Below are 22,360 nucleotides of genomic sequence, written 5' to 3'. Positions count from 1 at the left end.
GAAGAAACTAATAAAACACTAATAATGAAATCAAAAGTTGATTTAAGTGCATTGAATGATAAGCAGAGAGAAGCTGTAATTAGTGATGAAAAACGCCTATTAGTATTAGCTGGAGCAGGTTCAGGAAAAACAAAAACCCTCTTGCAGAAGCTTATTTATCTTATTGAAGAAAAAGGCATAAACCCTTCGAATATTCTCGCCATTACTTTTACCAAAAATGCTACTAACGAAATGATAGACAGACTTATTATCTGTGCTGATGAAAGTGGCGAGTACGAAAAACAACTTTTTGACAAACGAAAAACTCTTGCTGAAAAAGATAAAGAACGATTTCTACAACAAAAAAAATATCCTTGGATTGATAGACTCACTATAAAAACTTTTCATAGTTTCTGCTATACTGTAATGAGAAACTGGGGAGTTAAGGAATTTGATAATAAATTTAAAATCATCGGTGATGAAAAACAAAACAACGATGAAGGATTCTCACATACAACAGCACCAGAATCCGCTTTTGAAATAGCACATAAATTAGTAATAGAACAATGTGAAAATGCGGAATATTTATTAAAACTAAAACGATATATACTTGATTATCTTGTTGATAAAATCCATTTAAAAGAGATTGACTCTAATCACATTCCAAAATATGAAAAATTTTTTACATCGCTCAATGGCACCAAAGTAAGCTCGAAATCAGAGCAATTCATAGCAGATTGGCTCTATCGGCATAATATCAAATTTGAATATGAACCTACTATAAATGTAAAGGATTTTTCTTTCAACCCTGATTTTTACATTCCTGCAGCTAATTTATACATAGAGCATATTTCCAACAAAAGCTATCCGATGAAAGACAAAGAAGAGCAATTTAAAAAAGGTAAGCTCCTCTATGTTAAAACTTTTGAGCCAATGACTCAAGATTCTGCCTTATTTAATCACACTCTTGATAAAATTGTAAAAAATCGACTTCCTATTGATTATAATAAAACCATTTCGGTTAATTTTAAGGAAGAATTTTATGGATATATGGAGGATGTAAAAGACTTTGTACAACAGGTTTTGCGTATAACCGATATGATAAAGGTTGAAAATATGGATATTGACTCCGTTTTAGAGAATGCAAAAGGCGACCAGCACGAGCGAGTTCGGGAGTTTTACGAATTGGCAATTCCTATCGTAAAAAGATATAATGAATATTGTACCGATAAATCTTTTCTTGATTTTAATGACCTGATATTAAGAACAATTTCTTTGCTGAAAAAGAATGAAGATATCATAGCCAAATTTCAGAATCAATATCAATATATTTTGGTAGATGAATTTCAAGATGTAAATAATCTACAAGTAGAACTCATCAAATTATTACTTACTGAAAATACTCAACTATTTTGTGTAGGAGATGACTGGCAGAGCATCTACGGTTTTAGAGGTTCTAATATAAGCTATATCATTGAATTTGAAAAACATTTTGAGAATGCAAAAACCATAAAACTTAATCTAAATTACAGAAGTACACAAAACATTGTAGGGGCAAGTAATGAAGTCATCAAACATAATAAATTTAAAGTAGATAAAGATGTCCAAGCCTCTAAAAAATCTGAACACAAAATAGTAGTTTTTGCAGGAAATACAGAAGAAGAAAATATTAGTTTTTGTTTTGAAAAAGTAAAAGAATTCTTAAAAGAAGGTATGGCTAATGATGATATTTTATTCTTATACCGAAGAAACAAAATGTTCTCTCCCTATTTCTATCATTTTAAAGATAATAAAATATATGTTCAGGGCAAAACCATACACGCCTCCAAGGGATTGGAAGCCAAAGTAGTTTTTATTATTGGACTTACCGAAGGTAGTGGTGGTTTTCCAGATATATGGCTTGAAGACAGAATTTTTCAGGTTATCAAAAAAGCCAATCACGACCTCTTGATGGAAGAAGAAAGACGGTTATTTTATGTTGCTTTAACAAGAGCAAAAGATAAATTATTTCTAATTACTCAAAAAGGTAATGAGTCCAGTTTTTTGAAAGAAATTCCAGATTCTTATACCGTACAGACTACCAATTCTCTCAAACAAGTAGTTGATAAAATCCTCTTGTGTGATAAATGCTTTAGTCAACTGGAAAAAATGTATGCTTATTGTCCTTATTGTGGGAATAAAGTATAAGTATATCATACAAAAATGATTCAGTAGATAATCTAATGATGTTGGGGATTCGAGTTCAAATAGAAATTATAAAGATTTTACTAATATGTCATTCCAATACATCACGATAGTTATAAGCACGATGTAGAAATTAGTTTCAAAAGATACGTCGTTTATAAGAATAATCATAGAGGTCAATATTTGTATTTATCTAAAATATTAGGATGTTGAGAAGCAAAAAAATTGTCTTTGATAGACGAAAGTTCAGCCTTTGATAAACTTGACGTATCAAAATCAGATTACATCACTGGAGAGTTAATGGTAGCAAAATGAAATAGATTTTTGGAAATGAATTTTATTTTTTTGTTAAAAACTTATTATTTGTAAATTGATGAAAATCAATGATTAAATATTAAAAAAAGTCCAGACGTACCCGTTTGGACATTTTTTTTTGTCCGTTTGGGACGGGTTGGACGATTGGCTTTCCTATATGTTGCAACTTTGCACCGAATTTAAAAACATAGTAAAATGAAATCTTTTTTTAACATCAGTTTTTGGGTATTTCTTTTCGGAATGTCATTCGTGAATGCCCAGTCTATCGAGCAAACTTTAAAAGGTAACGTGTTTGATGCCGACACTCGTGAACCGCTGTTAGGAGCTTCGGTTGTTGTACAAAATTCTGACTCTATCATCGGGACAATTACCAACGAAAACGGAAATTTTTCGCTCACACTTCCCGTTGGGCGACATACATTGGAGATTTCTTACATCGGGTATGAATCGTTTATTATCCCCTCGATGATGATTACCTCTGGGAAAGAAGCTGTTGTAGAAGTGGCTTTAAAAAAAGATGCTGTACAAATTGGCGAGGTAATCGTGCGAGCGTCTATCAACAAAGAACGACCGCTTAACACGATGGCGACCGTGAGTGCTCGTTCGTTTTCGGTGGAAGAAACCCAACGCTACGCAGGTGGAATGAGCGACCCTGCACGATTAGTTTCCGCTTTCTCGGGCGTAACTACGGGGAATTTGCAAGACAATTCGATTATCGTGCGAGGAAATGCACCACAAGGCGTAGCGTGGCGATTGGAAGGCGTTGAAATCCCAACTCCGCATCACTTCGCTGGCGGAAACGTAGCTGGTGGTGGATTAGTTACGCTTTTTAGCAGTCAAATGCTAGCCAATTCTGATTTTTTCACAGGAGCTTTTCCTGCCGAATACGGAAGTGCTACGGCTGCCATTTTCGATATGAAACTACGCAACGGAAATGCTGACAAATATGAACATACAGCACAAGTGGGCGTTTTAGGGCTTGATTTTTCGTCCGAAGGGCCTATTTCACGAGCCAGTGGGTCATCATATTTGTTCAATTATCGCTATTCTACTTTTGGGCTTTTGGGTGATTTGAATTTAATTCCAGCTGATCAACGTATTAAATATCAAGACCTTTCATTCAAATTTAATTTTCCAACTCAGCGTGCAGGTACGTTTTCATTTTGGGGAATTGGCGGAATTGATGCAACTCACAAAAATGCTTCAACAGATATTTCAAAATGGGAAATTGACACAGACCGCATTCAAAATCAATGGGATACACATACGGGAGCAATGGGCGTTGCACATCGTATTAACACAAGTAGCAAATCTTTTTTACAGACAAATTTGGCAATTTCGGAGGTAAATAAAACGATTATTACCAAACGATTGAGCGATGATTTACAGACTTTTACTCCTGATTCCGATTTAAAAGACATCACTGGAACATTTACTTTTTCGTCTAATTATAATTACAAATTTTCACCCAAAGCGGTGCTAAAAACAGGATTTGAATACAAAAAACTGTTCTACCAATTTGATTTGAGTGGCACACAAGATTATAATTTGCCACAGACCTACACACGAATTATTGACGACAAAGGAAATACCGATGCGTCTGAAATTTTCGCCCAAATGAAATACAATATATCGTCTTCTTTACTTATTAACGCAGGATTTCATCTGGCTTATTTTGGGCTTAGCAAAGAAATTATTCCTGAACCCCGCTTAGGATTGCAATGGGAATTTGTTCCAAATCACAGTCTAAGTTTGGGATATGGAAAACACAGTCGCCCGGAAGCCTTGAACATTTATATGTTTGAAATCAATGGAAATCAACCAAATAAAAATTTAAAACTCTCCAAAGCACATCACTTTGTTTTGGGATACGATTGGCGTATTAACGAAAAATTACGACTAAAAACCGAAGTTTATTATCAGCACAATTACGACATTCCAGGTGAGGCAAACACTTCGTATTCGTTAATCAATTTCAATAGAGATTTTACACTTCATAAAGAGCTAACAAACAATACGATAGCGCGTAATTACGGAATAGATTTTACTTTCGAAAGATTTTTAAATGACAATTATTATTACTTGCTTACGGCATCTCTTTTCGATGCGAAATACAAAGCAGGCGACAACGTTTGGCACAACACCCGATATAACAAAAACTACGTGTTTAACGCACTTTTCGGAAAAGAATTTTTCTTTAAAAACAATAGCCGCATACTTGATGTGAATGCTCGTATTACATTTACGGGTGGTGAACGCTATACGCCTATTTTGGAGAGTCAATCAATTGCTAATGAGCGAATTATATATGATGACACACGTGCTTTTGAAAGTTCTTTTCCCAATTTGCTATATGCTGATGTTACACTGAATTATCGTGTGAATCACCGCAAAAGTTCAAGTGTTTTTTCTTTCCAAATGAAAAATGTATTCGGCTCGCCTATCTATTTAGGGCATAATTACAATTTTATTTCCAAACAAATAGAACTTAGCAAAAGTACTTTGCTCATTCCTAACATCAGTTATAAAATTGAATTTTAGTCAGTAGCACTGACAGGCGATTCTTAATCTCACGCAGATTTCGCTGATTTTGATTTTTTTACCTTGTCAAAAAATATTTACGAAATCTGCGTGAAATATATAATAAATTGCCTAACCTCTAAAAACTAAACAAAAATGAAAAAATATAACAAACCCTTTCTGTTTTTTGGTCTGTCGCTATTCATTCCTTGGGTGTTGTGGTTTATTGTGGCATATTTAAGTCATCAATCTGATAGTAATTTAGTTATACTGCAAGGAGTTTTGCAAATCGCAGGGCTCATTGCTCCCGCTTTGGTGGCAGGATATTTATTTTGGTCGGATAAAAAATTGTTTTCTGATTTGAAAAATCGGTTTTTTGGTAAAAATCTTTTCTTATCAAAATATTTTTGGATAGCATTATTGCTCCCGCCGTTGTCAATCGTTATAGCTCAGCTTATTTCGGTAGATTTTGGACATAGTTTTGACCAATTTTATATTTCGGGAAAGCCTTCTTTCACATCTGAACCTTTTTCGCCTTGGTTTTTGCTTTGTTTTGCAGCTATTGTGGAAGAATTGGCGTGGCACACTTACGGAATGGACGCCTTACGTCAGCGATTTTCGTTTTTCAAAACGAGTGTTTTATTTGCCATTTATTGGGGATTCTGGCATCTGCCTTTGTTCTTTGTCAAAGACTATTATCAAAGTAACGTACAAGCGGAAGGGCTTATTTACACACTGAATTTCATTGTGAGTTTGCTGGTTTTTGTGTTTATAATGAATTGGCTTTATTTCAAATCGGGGCGAAATATTTTCATTGCAATATTATTTCATTTGGTAGCCAATGTTTCCAACGAAATCTTCGCCACACACCCCGATAGTAAAATCATTCAAACAGTAATTTTTCTTGGAATAATAGGCTATCTTGTGGTAAAAGATAGGATGTTTTTCTTTGGGAAAAGTAAAGATTGTTTTGATAATATTCCTGAAAAAATTGATACCTAGGCATTTGCAGAATAATACGAACTTGGGAGTAAGATTTATTAGAAAATTTTACTCCTTTTTTAGTTCTGTTTCGTGTTTGAGTCCATTGTAATCAATCAATTCGCCCACCATTGATCCAACACGAAGACTTGCTTTAACTTTTACAGGAATTTTATTGGCATCATCACTGACCCATAGGGTAAGACTTTCTTGTTCTTTGAATACACGTCCGTTCTGAACCAATGGTCTGAATATCAGTGTATTGATTTCTCCAAAACGTGTTTTTATTCTTTCTTTTCCTAAGAATTTTAGTCGAAATTTGAAGATTTCATCATCATCAAAAATCATATCTAGTGCAAATTCTTGTCCTACTTGTAGATCATTCATTTTAGCATTATTTCTAAAATGATACAATGCCGTTATCACATCTTGTACTGAAGGACTAATATTTATATTTTTTTCCTCGTTATTTTCCCGATTTTTGACTAAAACTTGATTTTTATTATGGTCAAAGAAAAAATGCAACTTTTTGGTATAACCTCCTTCATGAATATCTCGATTAAAAAAATAAGGAATACCCGTTTGCTTATCAAAATAACTCTCGTAGGTGTCATCTACTTTGAAAAAAAGCTTTGCCAAGCCAGTAGTTTCTCCCTTACCTATAGCATGATAGACTTCTTTATTCTGATAAGTATGATTTTTCAGTCGTAAAGTAGCATAACTTGCATTGAAAACACCATATCGTACTCGAAATTTTAAATATTCGCCTGCTTTAAAGGCTGTATCTTTTTCTTGAGAAAAAGAAAAATTTGCCAAAAAGTATAAAAGTGTAAGTAGAATTGCTTTTATTTTCATATCATCTAAATTATAACAATAAGCGTATCAAAACGAAAAAAGTTCAGATTTTCACCTGAACTTTTCCATTAACCAACCAAAACTTTAAATTATGAAAACTATCATTTAAGTTTCGTCAAGAGGGAACCACCCACTCTTGATGGCGCAAAGGTATAACAAAAAATTATTCCGACCAAAAGAAAAATGACATTTAACAAAAATTTATAACTTTTCTGTCTAGATAATTTTAGAAACGATATCCTATACGAACACCTGCATTGGGTTCAATACCCCAGAATTTGTCATTGACTCTGGTGCTAAAATTACGCCCAATATTTGCATATGGAGCAATAATAAACGTATCGTTGTAGTTCCAAATATATCCAAAGCCAATTCCCAAGATAAACGAATCTAAGTTATACTTTGTTGTTTCTTCTACACCATTAGTTGTTATTGTTTCTTTATAATTACCAAAACGTTGTTTGATAAAAGGATTTACATAAGGTCCTGTAAGTCCGTCCAAATCAAAATAATAGTTGTATCCTACTTTGATACTGGTAACATTAAAGTCTTTGTTTTTGTTCTGAGGAAAATACGAAAATCGGTCGTTGAGAAACAATTCGGCATCAATAGATTGATTGGCATCAATAAAACGTTCGTAACCTAGCTCAACAGAAGTAATAGCTATTGCATTGAGAATATTAAGTTTTACCTCATTTTTAGGTAAATCTTGTGCAAATGTACTTACAGAAAATAACGCACAAATGCTTACTAAAAATTTTTTCATATCAAATATCAATTTTATAAACGAGGCAAAAATACACTTTATTTACTAACAAGACAATTTTTTAAGTAATTTTTCTGATTTTAAAAAACATTATTTTTCGATAAAATCCTGTATTTCATATTTTTACTACTAAAAAATAAAAATCTTACTTCTTTTGTGATTGCAGAAAATTTTGCAATGCTTCTTGATGGTCAAAAGCCAATCCTATTTCAAAAGCTTTTTCCATAGAGAAGAATTATACAGAAAGTACATCATCTTTAGGCACAATTTTAATTTATTAAAAGGCATTATTGATTTTAAATTCAAGGAATATACTATCATTTTATAGCTTTTTGAAAGCTCTTTGTTTTTGAAGTTAAATAATGAATTGAATATAATAATTTAACAATGCATTGATTAAAAAATAAAAAAACACCGCTAAAAAGGCAGTGTTTTTGATAGTTAATTTTCTCTATTTTCCTTTAATTTTTAGCTGAAATTGCTGCCAATACTTATCACCACTATAACTACCAATATAAGTTTGCACGGCAGATTTTGGAACGTAAATAGTTTCTAATTTAAGCGTATTTAGGAAAGCATCTTCACCCAAAGTAGGAGGATTTGTAGCCTCTATAGTTACGGTTTTAAGCTCTGTATTTCCTTCAAAGGCTTTTTTACCAATTTCTGTAATAGTTTCAGGTAATGTTATTTCCTTTAAGTTGGTGCAATTACTAAAAGCATTCTCTCTGAGAGCGGTTATCCCTTTTGGAATGGTAACAGAAATTAATTTAGTTCCTAAAAAAGTATGACTACTTATGGAGGTCAGTCCTTCATGAAGTGTAACTTTAGTTAAAGAACTCTCTGCAAAAGCATATTCTGAAATAGTAGTTACACTTCTGGGTATTTCAATAGATAATAGGCCTGTTTTTGCAAAGGCAGCACGTCCAATAGTAGTTAAACTATTAGGTAAGATAATGGATATTAAGTTTGCTTGACGATCAAAAGCATCTTCACTAATGGCAGTTATCTTACTTAAAACAGGATCTGACTGCATATCAAGAGAAGTGATGTTTGAGTTTTTCCAACGTTTAAGCGTTGTACCTTCAACTTCATAATCTGTTGGTTTTGCTACATAAGGAGTTATAGTAAGTTTAAGTACTTGTGTTGTATTACTTTGTTTATCAGTAACACTGATGTCAGAGTTTCCTACTTTTAACGTTTTTATTACCAAATTTTTTTTGTCATCCGAAATACTTATTTGTGCAATAGTTTCATCGGTCTGTTTAAGAGTATAGTCGCCACTACCCGAAGTAATTTTTACGACAGAACTCTGCCCATTCTCCAAGCTCAATTGAATCTTTTCAAGAGCTAATGTTGTTGTAGTGCTATCTTTACTACAATTACTAACAATAATTGTTACAAGTGGTAACAATAGATGCAAAAAATGTTTTTTCATACTGTTAATTTTTTTATTATTTTGAGCTAACCTTTTTTTAAAAAACGAAAAGATCAACAATTCAGGCGCAAAGATATATATTTTTTTTGAATAAAAAAATTAAAAAAGAAAATTTTAAATTAGGCATTGTTTTATTTAACAATCCTATCAAAGAATAATATCAGGAAAATAACTGCAAAAGCAGCTGAAATAACTCTACCTCTTGAGTCTCGATGTATGTGGTCTAAAAAAATTATAAATTATACATCTTTCGAGTGAAGAAGAATGTTTGTTTCTTCATAAACTTCACGAATACAACACTCTTTAAGTGTTTCATTAGAGTCTAAAAAACCACCTGGAAAAGCTAATTTGCCTTTAAAAGGGTCATTTTTGCGCGTAATTAGTACGATTTTTGAAAGACTTTCGTTTGTAATAATCGCATCGGCAGTAAAAGCAGGATAATGGTACGTCATATTGATTTTTGGGATAAAAAAATATGGACAAAAGCCCATATTTTTGAAATTTTAAATTTATTTGCGGAGATTTTGAATCATATCTTGGGTCATTTTGTTCAAATCGTATTGATAATTGCACCCCCAATCTTGTCGAGCAATTGAATCATCAATACTATTTGGCCACGAATTAGCTATTTGCTGGCGAAAATCAGGTTTATAAACTATCTGAAAATCAGGATAAATGTGTTTGATACTTTCATAAATTTCTTTTGGAGAAAAGGAAATACCGCCCAAGTTATATGATGTCCGAACTTTTATTTTTTCTTTTGGTGCTTCCATAAGGTCAAGAGTTACTTTGACAGCATCGGGCATATACATCATTGGTAAATAGGTATTTTCAGACAAAAAACACTCAAAAACCTCACCTTTAACTGCCTTATGGTATATATCGACAGCATAGTCGGTTGTACCTCCTCCAGGCAATGATTTATAACCAATAAGACCCGGGTATCGAAGGCTCCGAACATCAACACCAAATTTTTCAAAATAATATTGACACCACAACTCCCCTGCTACTTTAGTTATTCCGTACACGGTATTGGGATCAGTAATGGTGTGTTGCGGCGTATTATCCATTGGGGTATGCTGACCAAAAGCAGCAATAGAAGATGGCCAATATACGCGGTTAAGTTTTTTGTTACGAGCTGTTTCAAGAACATTGAGCAATCCGTTCATATTAAGCTCCCAAGTAAAAAGAGTTTTTTTTTCGCCAACAGCTGAAAGAAGTGCTGCCAAGTGATAAATTTGTGTAATTTGATATTTATCGACCAAGTACTCTAATCGAGAAATATTGGTAATGTCCAAGACTTCAAAAGTACAATACGAAAAAAGTTCGCGAGCTTTTTCGTTGATATCAGTTGCGATGATGTTTTCATTGCCAAACTTATCTGCAAGAGCCAAAACAAGCTCTGAACCCAATTGTCCTGCTGCACCAGTAATCAATATTTTATGTTTCATTTTGGTTAAATTTATTGAGAAACAAAGGTACAAAATTCTTTCTATTTTGAAAAGAAAACAATCAAAATTTATTTGGCAAAAATACAAACTAAAACTCTGGGCGAATTTTCACACGAATACCAAACTTTGGATTACGAACTGCATTTACATCGTTGAAATCATTTCTCCAAACAAAATCAACACGAATAAATCGGAAATTACCAAACCCAATGTTTTCAACTCCAAATCCGTATTCCCAATAAAGTCGTTCGGGAGCGTTGTATATTACGTTAGATAAACTTAAATTTTTATTTGTCTCGGAAATAGTTCCATAGGCGGCTTTTGCAAAAATCAAACTACGCCATTTGGTCTTTTTTAGTAAAGGTATTCGATTGAAAATAAGACCATTGAAATGATGTTCCAAATACAAATTAGCATACGTATCAGTTACAAAATCATAATAATCTAACAACGAAAATGTATTATCTACGATAGAATAGGTTTGATTGGCAGGTGTTGGTGTAAGAAAAGGTAGAGGAACATCACCAAATGTTTTCCCAACCTCAATAGTCGGTTTTAGGAGTCCCAAAGACCAAACAGGTGTTGGATAAGTTATTGTTCCTTCAATTCTTGAATAATCAAAAGCACTATTACGAATACCCGAAATACCTTGTGTAAATTTTAGCTTATACAAAGAGTGTGTTGTATTTCGCCCGAAGCGCTGTTCTGCACCATAACCATACACGTTACGTCTAGGTGTGTATATAATGGCTAAACTTACGTTGGCATCGGAGTAGATGTTATAAACATGATTATTTTTGTCTTTGTATGCAATAGAAAAATGCTCGGGGTCAGCAGCTTTGCGTTGTTGATAAACACCCGAAAAAGTAAAATGCAAATTACTTTTGAGAATACCTATATCGGCAACACCTTGCAGTTTTTTATTTTGAGTCAAATAATAATTATCTCCCCGAGCAAACCAGAATTGAGCAGGATTTTTCAAGTTCAAAGTTGCTTCATCGGTTTGTAACAAACTTCCTAATTGTAAATAATCATCTTGAAAAGAAGCTCCAATGAGAATTCTTGGTTCGTGAAATAATAAATATTTGGCACTAATACCGTATTTCCATTTTTTATCTTCACTACCATACGCTCCGTAAAAATAAGTTCTGAATCGGTCTTCTGCCGTTTTGTAACTTCTAAAACCGATACGCATACGTTTTCCTTCAACATTGTTAAAAGTGAGAGCTTCCCAGAGAGACCCAAGTTGCATTTTATTTCTAAGAGGAATATATCCTGTACTGATAATATCAATTGCGTCTGAAATTCCTTTAATTTTCTTATTATTACCTACATCTTGTATAAGTTTTTTTGTTTTGACCATTTGATCGTCGTTGATAAAATTAGCCCAATAAAGTGTATCTTTGACAAATTGATTTGCCTTGTATTTTGTGATGTCTCTTTTGTAAAAATCTGTTGGTTTAGGTTCATTTAATAAATAGTTATTGTACGAGATAATTTTCTTGACATACATTCCTTTTTCGTTGTCATTTTTCGTAAAAACAGTAAAATCACCTTCGTAAATCTCTTTTTCAGGAAGAAAAATGCTGTCATTTATAATTTTAAAATGTTTCTCAAATGCTAAATTTCTAACCAAATTGATATTAGTTTCTTTGACGGTATACATTTCAATTGATTCGATTGCATAGTTTTTACTTCCCACGACAAATTTTCCTTGAAAAACCAAATCTTGCTCTTGACGAGGGAAAAAATAAATCGTGTAAAACTTCTGATCATCGCGCTCAATAGAATCATTCAACACGTACGAATACACACCATATCCGAACTGTGAAACAGGACTTACAAAAGGTTTATCTAAAATAATAAAAGAATTGTCATAAATATCGAACTCTTGAAAAGCTCGACTGATGCGTTCTAATCCAAAGCCTGTTTGTGCAACACCCTGTGTGCGTTCAGCTTCTATATCAGTACGTTGTATATTTGCTTTGTTATCTCCATATACTTGTTCTACTTCTTCTTTCAGATACATGGGCATTGAGAAGTATTGTTTGTATTTTTTTTCAGACAAAATTTTTCTAATATCTTCATAATCAGATTGTAATGCTTTCTTTAGAAATGTAGAGTCTAATTTGCTAAGTCCTAATTCTGTCGAAGTGTATTTCTCGTATTGATAATATTCAGATTGTTTGAGTCCGTTTTTGCGCTTATTTTTCCAAATATTTTGCAAAATACGATATGCCGGATTTTCTTTTTTAGAAAGCTGTTTTTGAGGTTTGCCCACTACGGTAACCTCACCCAATTCTTCACCTTCAACTAATACTACTTGTAGTTGAATCGTATGATTGTCTTTCAGGCGAACTTCCTTAGTTGCAAAACCAATGGAAGAAACTTCTATCACATTATAATTTTTGTCCGATTTCAGGGTAAAATTTCCATCATTATCCGAATACGTACCTACATTTGATTTCTTGAAAATAATATTAGCATACGAGACAGGTATCCCGTTTTCGTCAATAACTCTTCCAGAAACTGAAGTTTGCGAATAGACAAATAGACAAATATTGAACAATATAAACAACAAATAGTTTTTCATTAGAAATACATTCTTTTTTAGAATGCAAAGATACTATTTTTTATGAAAAAATAACACTATAACTATGTTTTGTTAATAAAAACGCTTTTTTTGAAAACTATTTGTTTTTTGTTTAATCAGAAGTTCCTTTCCAGAGGATGGCTATTTGGGTTATCGCTTCAAAAACTTGATGAAAACTATTTTTTTCCTTAGGAAGATAAATAAAAGCAAACGCATATTGCTTTTGGTTTTTTACAAATAATTCTTTTTGTAATCGATAACTCTCGCGAATAATTCGTTTTATATAATTGCGATGTACAGCCTTGCGAATACCTCTTTTGGGTACGCTTACAAGCACTTTGACAGGCGTACCACAATCTGTTTTTATAGGAGTATAAAGCATCTTCAAAGGAGAAACCTTAATTGATTTTCCTTCTGAGAATAATTGTTGAATGTGTGAATAACTACAAAGTTTTTCTTTTTTGGGAAATGTATTGTTTGCCAATGTTTTTAATTCGTATAATTATTATTTTCTAAATTTGTATCTGTCGAAAGTTCTTGTGGATCAAGACTTATCGTTTTTATTTGAGATAAAGGCAAATCAATAACAAATGTATAAGTAGGATACGCCCAACCCCAAGGTGAAAGCTCTTCTCGTCTCATATTTTTGAAAGGATTAGGTTTTTGTCCGAAAGTAAGTTCCGTCGGAACATAAAGAGAAAAAGGTCTTTCTCCGTTGGGAATAACCAAAATATCCAACGAAATAGGCATTCGCCCGATGCGTTTGAGTGTTATCTTGGTTTTTGAACCTTCACTCTGAACGTTGTCTATGGCGTAATCTATCGTGTGGTCGGTTTGCATAAACTCATTCAAGTACCACATCAGTTGCATATCCGAAACTTTTTCTGCTGTGCGAACAAAATCTTGTGGCGTACAATGTTTCATCGCAAAATCTTTGTAGAAACGCTTAAATGTTCTCTGTAATGCTTCTTGACCAATGATATATCCTAATTGTGATAAAAATACAGCTCCTTTGCAATATGCCGTTGCCGAATATACGCTGTTAAGTTCATAGCGGTCTGCATGCGTAGTGGCTACCTCCTGAATATTTTTTTCAATAAGAGAAAAATAACATTGATAAGCATCTTGCCAAGCACTTGCATCTTTTTCACCACGAATAACATCTGCATATGCCCAATCTTGAATATAACTTGTAAAACCTTCGTCCATCCAAGGATATGTAAGTTCATCTGAGGCAAAAATATGTTGAAACCAAGTGTGTCCTAACTCGTGTATAGAGGTTTTAAGCAATGAATTATAATTATTCCCTCCTGCTACAAGCGTACACATAGCATATTCCATACCACCGTCTCCTGCTTGTATAAACGAATAGGTACTCCACGGATACTCCCCTATTTTTTCTTGGAAAAAATCAAAAACCTTAACCATTTCAGGTTGTAATTTTTGCCAATTTTCTTGATATTTTTTGTAGAAGAAATGAAGTTTTTTTCCATTTGTAGTGATTTTAATATCATGTTTATAATCGGGGTCAGCAGCCCAAGTGAAATCGTGAACATTTTTTGCCTTGAAGTGCCACACACGAGTGTTTCCTTCGGGTTCAATAACTTTTTGTCCTTCGGGAAGATATCCAAAGCCTATTTCTTTCGGATTTTGTAATTCGCCTGTTGCAGCTACGATATAATTCTTATCAATCTGTATTTTAACATCAAAATTTCCCCAAACTCCATGAAATTCACGCATTATATACTGATTGGTATGCCAACCGTTTGTGTCATATTCTGCCATTTTAGGATACCATTGCGCCATCGAAAGAGCAACATTATCAGCACTATTGCGTCCTGAACGGCGTACCATTTCTGGAATTTGCGCTTTGTATTTCATACTGAAAACCGATTTTTTGTTAGGCAAAATAGGCTTGTTCAGCGTTACTTTGAGTACTGTTCCAACTACTTCATACGAAACAGGTTTTCCATCCTGATGCAATGAGAGAATTGTAAAAAAACCTTGTTCTTCTTTTTTGAGTAACGAAATTTTACTTTTTATAATGGGTTGGTCTTCGGTTCCTGTATTTACGACCATTCGGCGGTCTGGGTCAGCGATTGTTTGCAGGCGAATATCCATTTCGCTATTGGGTTGAAAAGCATTCAGATACAGATGATAAAATACATTTTTGAGTGTATCGGGTGAATTATTTTTATAAGAAATAACTTGCTCTGCATCATACTGATATGTCTTTACATCGACCTTAATATTCATTTTGTAATCAACGTGTTGTTGCCAATATCCTTTTTGAGCATTGGCTGTACATATAGATAAAATGATTAGTAGGTGGCAAAAATTTTTCATCTGTATATCAAATTTTGTTTTAAAAAATAAAAACCCACTTTGTTAAGTGGGTTTCAAAGGTACAATATTTTTTTATTATACAAAAATTTATTTACTTAGCTTGCTTGCCATAAGTATGGCATTGTAGGCATTTATTATCTTTCCTGATTTGGACAATTCAGCAAAAGGCCGTTTGTTGTTTTCTTCTCCTCCAATAATTACTTGTTTTACATCGGGGGTAATTCCAGATTTCATAATGATTTCTTTTACCTGAGCAGCTTTTAATTTAGGAAAATATGAACGAATAAGAGCAGCTAAACCAGCTGCTTCGGGAGCTGCCATTGAAGTCCCTTGCAAAAATCTGTATTTATTACCAGGAATTGTAGCATAGATTTGAACTCCTGGTGAAAAAATATCTACATTTTTCTTTCCGTAATTGGTAAAATTAGCTAAAAGATTTTCTCCATATTTGTAATTAAGAGCACCAATAGTTAGTACATTATCTGTATATTCTATACCATCAACATTATCATCTGGATAGGTCAATTCGGTATCAATATCTTTGGCATCATTGCCCGCTGCATTTACAATCAGAACATCTTTCGATGCTGCATATTTGATAGCATCATATACCCATTGTTTGTGAGGAGAAAACCCTTTACCAAAACTAGTATTTATTACTTTAGCACCATTGTCAGCAGCATATCGAATGGCCAAAGCGATATCTTTATCATATTCATCCCCATCAGGAACGGCTCTTACTACCATAATTTCAATATTGTCAGCAACGCCATTCATACCAATTCCATTGTTGCGAACCGCTCCAATAATACCCGCAACGTGTGTTCCGTGTAATGCACCATCAAGTACAGGACCAATAACGTTATTATCTCCATATATGCGATCATTTATATCGTCAGGATTGTCTTTTAAAATTGTTGAACGAACATCAAAATCTTTATTCAAATGATATTTGAGTTTATTGTCAAAATGTTTTTCTGCATCTGTAAGTTCTTTTATAGCTTGCTCAACTGAAGATATACGACTTAGTATATTATTCATCACTGTTACTGCCTGATTGATTTTTGGGTCGGAAGTATCAAGTTTCGCTAAGTCTTCTTGAGTATAAATCTCTTTGGAGGTTTCTTTTTTCAGAAAAGAGTCAATATTGATAATATTTTCTACAAAATTTTTATAGAAAACAGCGCTTTCTTGAGCTTCTCCAAATTCTTTTTCATACATTTCGAGCGCACGCTGATAGTCAGGATTGTCAGTCTCTCCTTTTTTAAGAATACGAACAAATTCCAAATTTTCTTCGTTGATATTTCCTAAGAAATTCCATCCGTGTATATCATCAATATACCCATTGTTATCATCATCTATCCCGTTGTTGGGAATCTCTTTCGGATTCGTCCAAATAACATCTTTCAGATCTTCGTGATTGATATCAACTCCCGAGTCAATAACTCCTACAATTACTTTGTTTGATTTCTTTTTTTCCAAAAGTTTGTATGCTTGATCAAGACTAAGACCAGGAACACCTTGCTCCAACAAACTTTGGTGAGGCCACATTTTCAGAGCTTCTTCTGATAAATCTTCTTGTGGAACAGGAATTGTAGTTCCCTCCACGTGTTGATAAGCCACCGAAGAATTTATTTTCGATGCGGTTCCACAACTTACTAAAACCAACGAAGTTGCAATATAAAATACAGGTTTTACTATTTTCATATCTGTTTTTTTTAAACTTGGCAAAGGTATAATAAAAATTTTGATTTATATATACAAAAGGAAAAGATTTTTTGCAAAAATACTTTTATATTCATTGATTTTTATATTGTAAAATTTAGAAATATAAAAAATGATAGTTTTAATATTTACAATTCCTTTATCATAATTTTTGTATTCCATTTCTCAAAAACAAAATCTGTTGTAGTATGAAACAATAGCTATGTTCTGTTTTGTCATACAAACTTTTATTTTTTTTGTTTTTTTATTCAGAAAAATAGTTTAAAAATAGTTAATTATTGTATTTAAAGTTGTGAGTATAAAAAAAACTCTAATTTTGCCCTGTGGAAGAACAAATTGTAAATAGAGTAGCCAATAGTTCTTTAGAAGTTTTTGATTTGGAAGATTATTTCCCAAAACAAGAAATTGTTCTTTTTGATTTAAAACAATGGCTTTGGGAAGAATTAGTTTTGAAAGAAAAAGACTTTCGCTCACAAGTAGAAGTACACTCTTGGCAACAATATACTAACAAATATATTGCCATAGATTGTTCTTCTCAGGCGATAATCCCTTTGTGGGCATATATGCTTATTGCAAGCAAACTAGAGCCTTTTGCTAAAAAGATAGTAAAAGGCAGCATAGAAAACTTGCTAAGCGATATATACAAAGAAAAACTCTCTAAAATAGACTATTCATATTTGAAAAACAAATCGGTCATTATAAAAGGTTGCACTCACAAACCTGTACCAGATAGTGCATATCTTACGGTTATGGAGTATATTCAACCTCTAGCTCGAAGTATTATGTACGGAGAAGCATGTTCAGCTGTACCGATTTTTAAGAAAAAGTAACCTAAATATTTATTTTATAACCAATGAAAAAAATTATTTTTTCGATGACATTATTGGTTTCTTTCTGTGCTTTTGCTCAAGAAACCGAAGAAGAAAAGCCTACTAACGCAAATGGCTGGACAAGAGGTGGTAACGTATCGTTACTTTTTAACCAAGCTGCTTTCAACAAAGAGTGGACAGGTGGAGGTACGAATAACTACGGAGGAAACCTTACTATCAATTACGATGCTAACTATAAGTATGATACTTGGACTTGGGACAACAAGTTCTTGTTTGACTACGGACTTAGCAAAATAGACGGAGAAGATGTAAGAAAAACCAATGACCGATTGGCTTTCAATTCATTATTAGGAAAACAAGCAACTAACAATTGGTATTATTCGTTCTTTCTTAATTTTCAAACCCAAATATCAAAAGGATATGATTATGCAACAAATCCTAAAACATTAAAAACTAAGTTTATGGCTCCAGGATATTTATCTTTTGGTCCAGGTATGTTGTGGAAAAAAAGTGATAATTTGAAAGTGAATATTTCTCCTGCAACAGCTCGTTTTATCTTTACTTCAAAAGATTTTACAGCTGCGGGAGAACATTTTGGAGTAAAGCAAGGAGAAACCTCTCGTTTTGAGTTTGGTGCTGCTTTGAACGGGTTTGCTCGTTTTGATATTGCACCAAATGTTACTATGGAAAACACATTGGCTTTGTATAGTAATTATTTAGACAAACCTCTAAACGTTGATATTGACTATACATTAGGATTGATAATGAAAGTTAATGATTTCTTATCTGCTAACTTTGTTTTCCAAGCTATTTATGATGACAATGCCGTAAAAGCAGTACAAGTTCGTGAAACTTTCGGCGCAGGATTCACTTATAAATTTTAATTAAAAAATTTTCCTATTTTGTTAATTAAAAAATCTCGGTACGAAAGTATCGAGATTTTCTTTTTTCTTTTTTCGAAAAAAAATAGTATTTTTGCCTTATGATTGAAGATAAACAAACTCCCACAACACCTTTGTCCGAATTAGGAGAATTTGGACTAATTGATTTGCTTACCAAATCGTTTACCTCGCAACAATCTTCTACCTTAAAATCAATAGGAGATGATGGTGCTGTTATTGATTTTGGACAAAAAAAATGTGTTGTCTCTACCGATTTACTCATAGAAGGAATTCATTTTGATTTGAGTTATGTGCCTTTGAAACACTTAGGATATAAATCTGTAATGGTCAATCTGTCAGATATTTACGCTATGAATGCCATAGCTACGCAAGTAACTGTTTCTATAGCAGTATCAAACCGATTTCCGTTGGAAGCCTTGCAAGAACTCTATGAAGGAATTCAGTTAGCGTGTTCTATTTACAAAGTTGATTTGGTGGGAGGCGACACAACTTCTTCTACGCGAGGACTTATCATTTCAATAACCGCATTGGGTGAAGCTCCTCTGGAAGATATCGTCTATCGCAATGGCGCCAAAGAGAATGATTTGCTTGTAGTTTCGGGCGATTTAGGTAGTGCTTATATGGGTTTGCAAGTGCTTGAACGCGAAAAAGCCGTTTTTCAAATCAATCCGAATGCTCAACCCGATATTCAGATGTATCAATATTTGATAGAAAAACAACTCAAACCCGAAGCCCGCAAAGATATTGTAAAATTACTCAAAGACTTGAATGTAAAACCAACTGCAATGATTGACATTAGTGATGGACTTTCTTCTGAAATATTACATCTGTGCAAACAATCGAACGTAGGTTGCCGACTTATTGAAGATAAAATACCACTTGACCCACAGCTGATAAGCACTTGTGAAGAGTTTAATATTGATAGCACAACCGTTGCTCTAAGTGGTGGAGAAGATTATGAACTGCTTTTCACCATAGCGCAATCAGATTATGACAAAATAAAAGGAAATCCGAACTTGACTGTTATTGGTTACATGACCGAAGCCTCGCAAGGAGTTCAACTAATTACCCGTGCCAATGAAGCTATTCCTATTATAGCTCGTGGTTGGAATGCATTGCATAACTCTTAAAATCAATATATTATGAAACAAATCTATTTTTTTCTAACGATTCTATCAGTCGTTATAAGTTGTAATCAAAAACAAAAAAACACTCCTGAGATGGAAGAAAATCCGCTATTAAAAGAAAGTGAATTAGATTATTTCGCTCCCGATTTTACTAAAATTACTGATGCTCATTATCGTCCTGCTTTTATGAAAAGTATGGCTTTACAACAGGAGCGAGTTCAATCTATCTGTGAGAATTCTCAAACACCTACGTTTGAAAATACAATAATTGCTTTGGAGAAAAGTGGTGTAGAGTTTGAACAAGTACGAAGTATCTTCGGAGCTTTGGCAAACGCACACATCAACGATACAATTAAAATTATTCAAAAAGAATTATCTCCAAAATTTGCTGAACATTATGACGCTATTTATCTAAATAGCAAATTGTTTGAACGAGTAAAAACGCTTTATAATCAACGAGAAACATTGGGATTAGATGCCGAATCGTATCGTTTGCTCGTTTATTTTTACGAAAAATTTGTCTTAGAAGGAGCCAATCTGTCCGAAAAAGACAAAGAAATATTGAAAAATTACAATTCTGAATTGGCTTCTTTACAAACACAATTCAATCAAGATTTGCTTGAAGCGAATAATGCTTCATCTCAGTTTTTTACAGACGAAAAAGCACTTGATGGACTCAGTGAAGAAACCTTAAAAGGTTTTGCAACCTCTGATGGTAAATGGAAAATTCCTCTTTTGAACACAACCCAACAGCCTTTGCTTGTCAGCCTAAAAAATCGTGAAACTCGCAAACAACTCTTTGAGGCTTCTGTACATAGAGCTGACAAGGGGGCATACAATACACAAGATATTATAAAAAAAATTGTAACACTACGTGCCAAAAAAGCGCATTTGCTTGGTTTTACAAATTATGCCGCGTGGAGTTTGCAACAATCAATGGCAAAAACACCAGAGAATGTATATCGATTTTTCAAGAATTTAGTCCCTGCTGCAGTTGCCAAAGCCCGAGAAGAAGCGAAAGAAATTCAGGAGAAAATAAACAAATCAGGAGAAAAATTTGCCTTAGAACCATACGATTGGAACTTCTATGCAGAGCAAGTACGCAAAGCGAAATTCGATTTGGACGAAGACCAGATAAAACCATATTTTGAGTTGAAAAACGTTTTGGAAAAAGGTGTTTTCTTTGCTGCAACCAAACTTTATGGGATAACTTTCAAACAGCGTACTGACATTCCTGTATATCACCCTGATGTATTAGTTTATGAAGTATTTGAAGAAGATGGCTCAAAATTGGGTTTATTTTATGGCGATTTCTTTGCGCGCGAAACCAAAAAGGGAGGTGCTTGGATGGGCAACTTCGTAAGCCAGTCCAAGTTATTAAACAAAAAACCTGTAATATACAACGTTTGTAATTACACAAAACCTGCCGAAGGACTACCCGCTTTACTCTCTTATGACCAAGTTGAAACGCTTTTTCACGAATTTGGTCATGCTTTACACGGATTTTTTGCATCCCAACAATACAAATCACTTTCAGGAACGGCTGTTGCTCGTGATTTTGTAGAACTTCCTTCACAATTCAATGAAAACTGGGCATTACATCCCGAAGTATTGAAAAATTATGCATTACACTATAAAACACAAGAGGTAATTCCACAAGTACTTATTGATAAAATCAAAAAAGCAGGAACATTCAACCAAGGATACAGCTTTACCGAAGTATTGGCTGCAGCTAATTTAGATCTGAAATGGCATACGATTTCATCCGATACACAAATTGACAATGTCCATACATTTGAAAAACGAGCTCTTGAAAATACTCAATTGTTAGTAAAAGAAGTGCCTGCTCGCTATCTTTCTACTTATTTTGCCCATATTTTTGGGGGAGGATATGCTGCTGGATATTATTCATATCAATGGACAGAAATGCTCCATCACGATGTATATAATTGGTTTGTAGAAAACGGAGGAATGACACGGGCTAATGGACAACGTTTTCGAGATATGATTCTCTCACGAGGAAATACGCTCGATTACGAAAAAATGTATATTGATTTCAGAGGTAAAGAACCTTCTATTGAGCCTTTGTTAAAAGCACGAGGTTTAAAATAAATTTGACATTGTTAATTAAAAATATGTATCTCCGTTATCACTAATAAAAGAGTTAGTAGCTAAATTTTATAAGTCAAAAATAAAAATATACAATTGATAACCAAGTGTTTATATTTTATATTTTCAATAAATTATCTCAGAAAAAATCATTTCTTACACTAAACGGACATACAATTAAAAATATAGATATGCCCTTTTTCAAGCGAATATCACTGAGCATCTTTTTATTCTTGAACATT

16 protein-coding genes are annotated in these 22,360 nt (G+C 33.4%); 7 read left to right on the top strand and 9 right to left on the bottom strand.

Annotation, left to right across the window (positions count from 1 at the left end; translation table 11 throughout):
* Positions 1 to 24 precede the first annotated feature (24 nt).
* The 3 genes from OO775_RS13145 (at position 25) to OO775_RS13135 (ending at position 6,000) form a co-directional block, all read left to right on the top strand.
* Positions 25 to 2,166 carry an ATP-dependent helicase gene (locus OO775_RS13145; protein WP_264847689.1) on the top strand — a complete coding sequence of 714 codons (2,142 nt, stop codon included), beginning with the start codon at positions 25 to 27 and terminating at the stop codon, positions 2,164 to 2,166.
* Between the two features lie 507 nt (positions 2,167 to 2,673).
* A complete protein-coding gene (locus OO775_RS13140; protein WP_264847688.1) occupies positions 2,674 to 5,019 on the top strand; it encodes a TonB-dependent receptor in 2,346 nt (781 codons plus the stop codon).
* 135 nt (positions 5,020 to 5,154) lie between these two features.
* Positions 5,155 to 6,000, top strand: a complete 846-nt coding sequence (locus OO775_RS13135; protein ID WP_264847687.1) for a CPBP family intramembrane glutamic endopeptidase — start codon at positions 5,155 to 5,157, stop codon at positions 5,998 to 6,000.
* Between the two features lie 48 nt (positions 6,001 to 6,048).
* Here OO775_RS13135 and OO775_RS13130 read toward each other — a convergent pair whose 3' ends face one another.
* The 9 genes from OO775_RS13130 to OO775_RS13090 all read right to left on the bottom strand — a co-directional run bounded on the left by OO775_RS13130 (position 6,049) and on the right by OO775_RS13090 (position 17,132).
* Positions 6,049 to 6,834 carry a DUF3108 domain-containing protein gene (locus OO775_RS13130; RefSeq protein ID WP_264847686.1) on the bottom strand — a complete coding sequence of 262 codons (786 nt, stop codon included), beginning with the start codon at positions 6,832 to 6,834 and terminating at the stop codon, positions 6,049 to 6,051.
* A gap of 226 nt (positions 6,835 to 7,060) precedes the next feature.
* A complete protein-coding gene (locus tag OO775_RS13125) occupies positions 7,061 to 7,600 on the bottom strand; it encodes a putative outer membrane beta-barrel protein (RefSeq protein ID WP_264847685.1) in 540 nt (179 codons plus the stop codon).
* 451 nt (positions 7,601 to 8,051) lie between these two features.
* A complete protein-coding gene (locus OO775_RS13120; protein WP_264847684.1) occupies positions 8,052 to 9,035 on the bottom strand; it encodes a leucine-rich repeat domain-containing protein in 984 nt (327 codons plus the stop codon).
* Between the two features lie 239 nt (positions 9,036 to 9,274).
* Positions 9,275 to 9,526: an NUDIX domain-containing protein gene (locus OO775_RS13115; protein WP_264847683.1), complete on the bottom strand. Its 252-nt coding sequence runs from the start codon at positions 9,524 to 9,526 to the stop codon at positions 9,275 to 9,277.
* A gap of 18 nt (positions 9,527 to 9,544) precedes the next feature.
* Complete coding sequence (locus OO775_RS13110) at positions 9,545 to 10,486, bottom strand: NAD-dependent epimerase/dehydratase family protein (protein ID WP_264847682.1); 942 nt, start codon at positions 10,484 to 10,486, stop codon at positions 9,545 to 9,547.
* Between the two features lie 88 nt (positions 10,487 to 10,574).
* Positions 10,575 to 13,079, bottom strand: coding sequence for a DUF5686 family protein (locus tag OO775_RS13105; protein WP_264847681.1), 2,505 nt, complete (start codon positions 13,077 to 13,079; stop codon positions 10,575 to 10,577).
* Between the two features lie 112 nt (positions 13,080 to 13,191).
* Positions 13,192 to 13,563: a ribonuclease P protein component gene (locus tag OO775_RS13100; protein WP_264847680.1), complete on the bottom strand. Its 372-nt coding sequence runs from the start codon at positions 13,561 to 13,563 to the stop codon at positions 13,192 to 13,194.
* Between the two features lie 5 nt (positions 13,564 to 13,568).
* Positions 13,569 to 15,425: a M1 family metallopeptidase gene (locus tag OO775_RS13095; RefSeq protein WP_264847679.1), complete on the bottom strand. Its 1,857-nt coding sequence runs from the start codon at positions 15,423 to 15,425 to the stop codon at positions 13,569 to 13,571.
* Positions 15,426 to 15,512: 87 nt separating this feature from the next.
* Positions 15,513 to 17,132, bottom strand: a complete 1,620-nt coding sequence (locus OO775_RS13090; RefSeq protein WP_264847678.1) for a S8 family peptidase — start codon at positions 17,130 to 17,132, stop codon at positions 15,513 to 15,515.
* 341 nt (positions 17,133 to 17,473) lie between these two features.
* Between OO775_RS13090 and OO775_RS13085 the strand changes: the two genes are divergently transcribed.
* The 4 genes from OO775_RS13085 to OO775_RS13070 all read left to right on the top strand — a co-directional run bounded on the left by OO775_RS13085 (position 17,474) and on the right by OO775_RS13070 (position 22,121).
* A complete protein-coding gene (locus OO775_RS13085; RefSeq protein ID WP_264847677.1) occupies positions 17,474 to 17,980 on the top strand; it encodes a DUF2480 family protein in 507 nt (168 codons plus the stop codon).
* A 23-nt stretch (positions 17,981 to 18,003) separates the two neighbouring features.
* Positions 18,004 to 18,864: a DUF3078 domain-containing protein gene (locus tag OO775_RS13080; protein ID WP_264847676.1), complete on the top strand. Its 861-nt coding sequence runs from the start codon at positions 18,004 to 18,006 to the stop codon at positions 18,862 to 18,864.
* A gap of 98 nt (positions 18,865 to 18,962) precedes the next feature.
* Positions 18,963 to 20,012, top strand: coding sequence for a thiamine-phosphate kinase (gene thiL / locus OO775_RS13075; protein ID WP_264847675.1), 1,050 nt, complete (start codon positions 18,963 to 18,965; stop codon positions 20,010 to 20,012).
* A gap of 12 nt (positions 20,013 to 20,024) precedes the next feature.
* A complete protein-coding gene (locus tag OO775_RS13070; RefSeq protein ID WP_264847674.1) occupies positions 20,025 to 22,121 on the top strand; it encodes a M3 family metallopeptidase in 2,097 nt (698 codons plus the stop codon).
* Positions 22,122 to 22,360: the final 239 nt, after the last annotated feature.

The organism is Capnocytophaga catalasegens, assembly GCF_026005215.1.
In the GTDB taxonomy this organism is placed as follows: Bacteria; Bacteroidota; Bacteroidia; order Flavobacteriales; family Flavobacteriaceae; genus Capnocytophaga; species Capnocytophaga catalasegens.
This window is presented reverse-complemented; position numbering and strand designations above follow the sequence as displayed.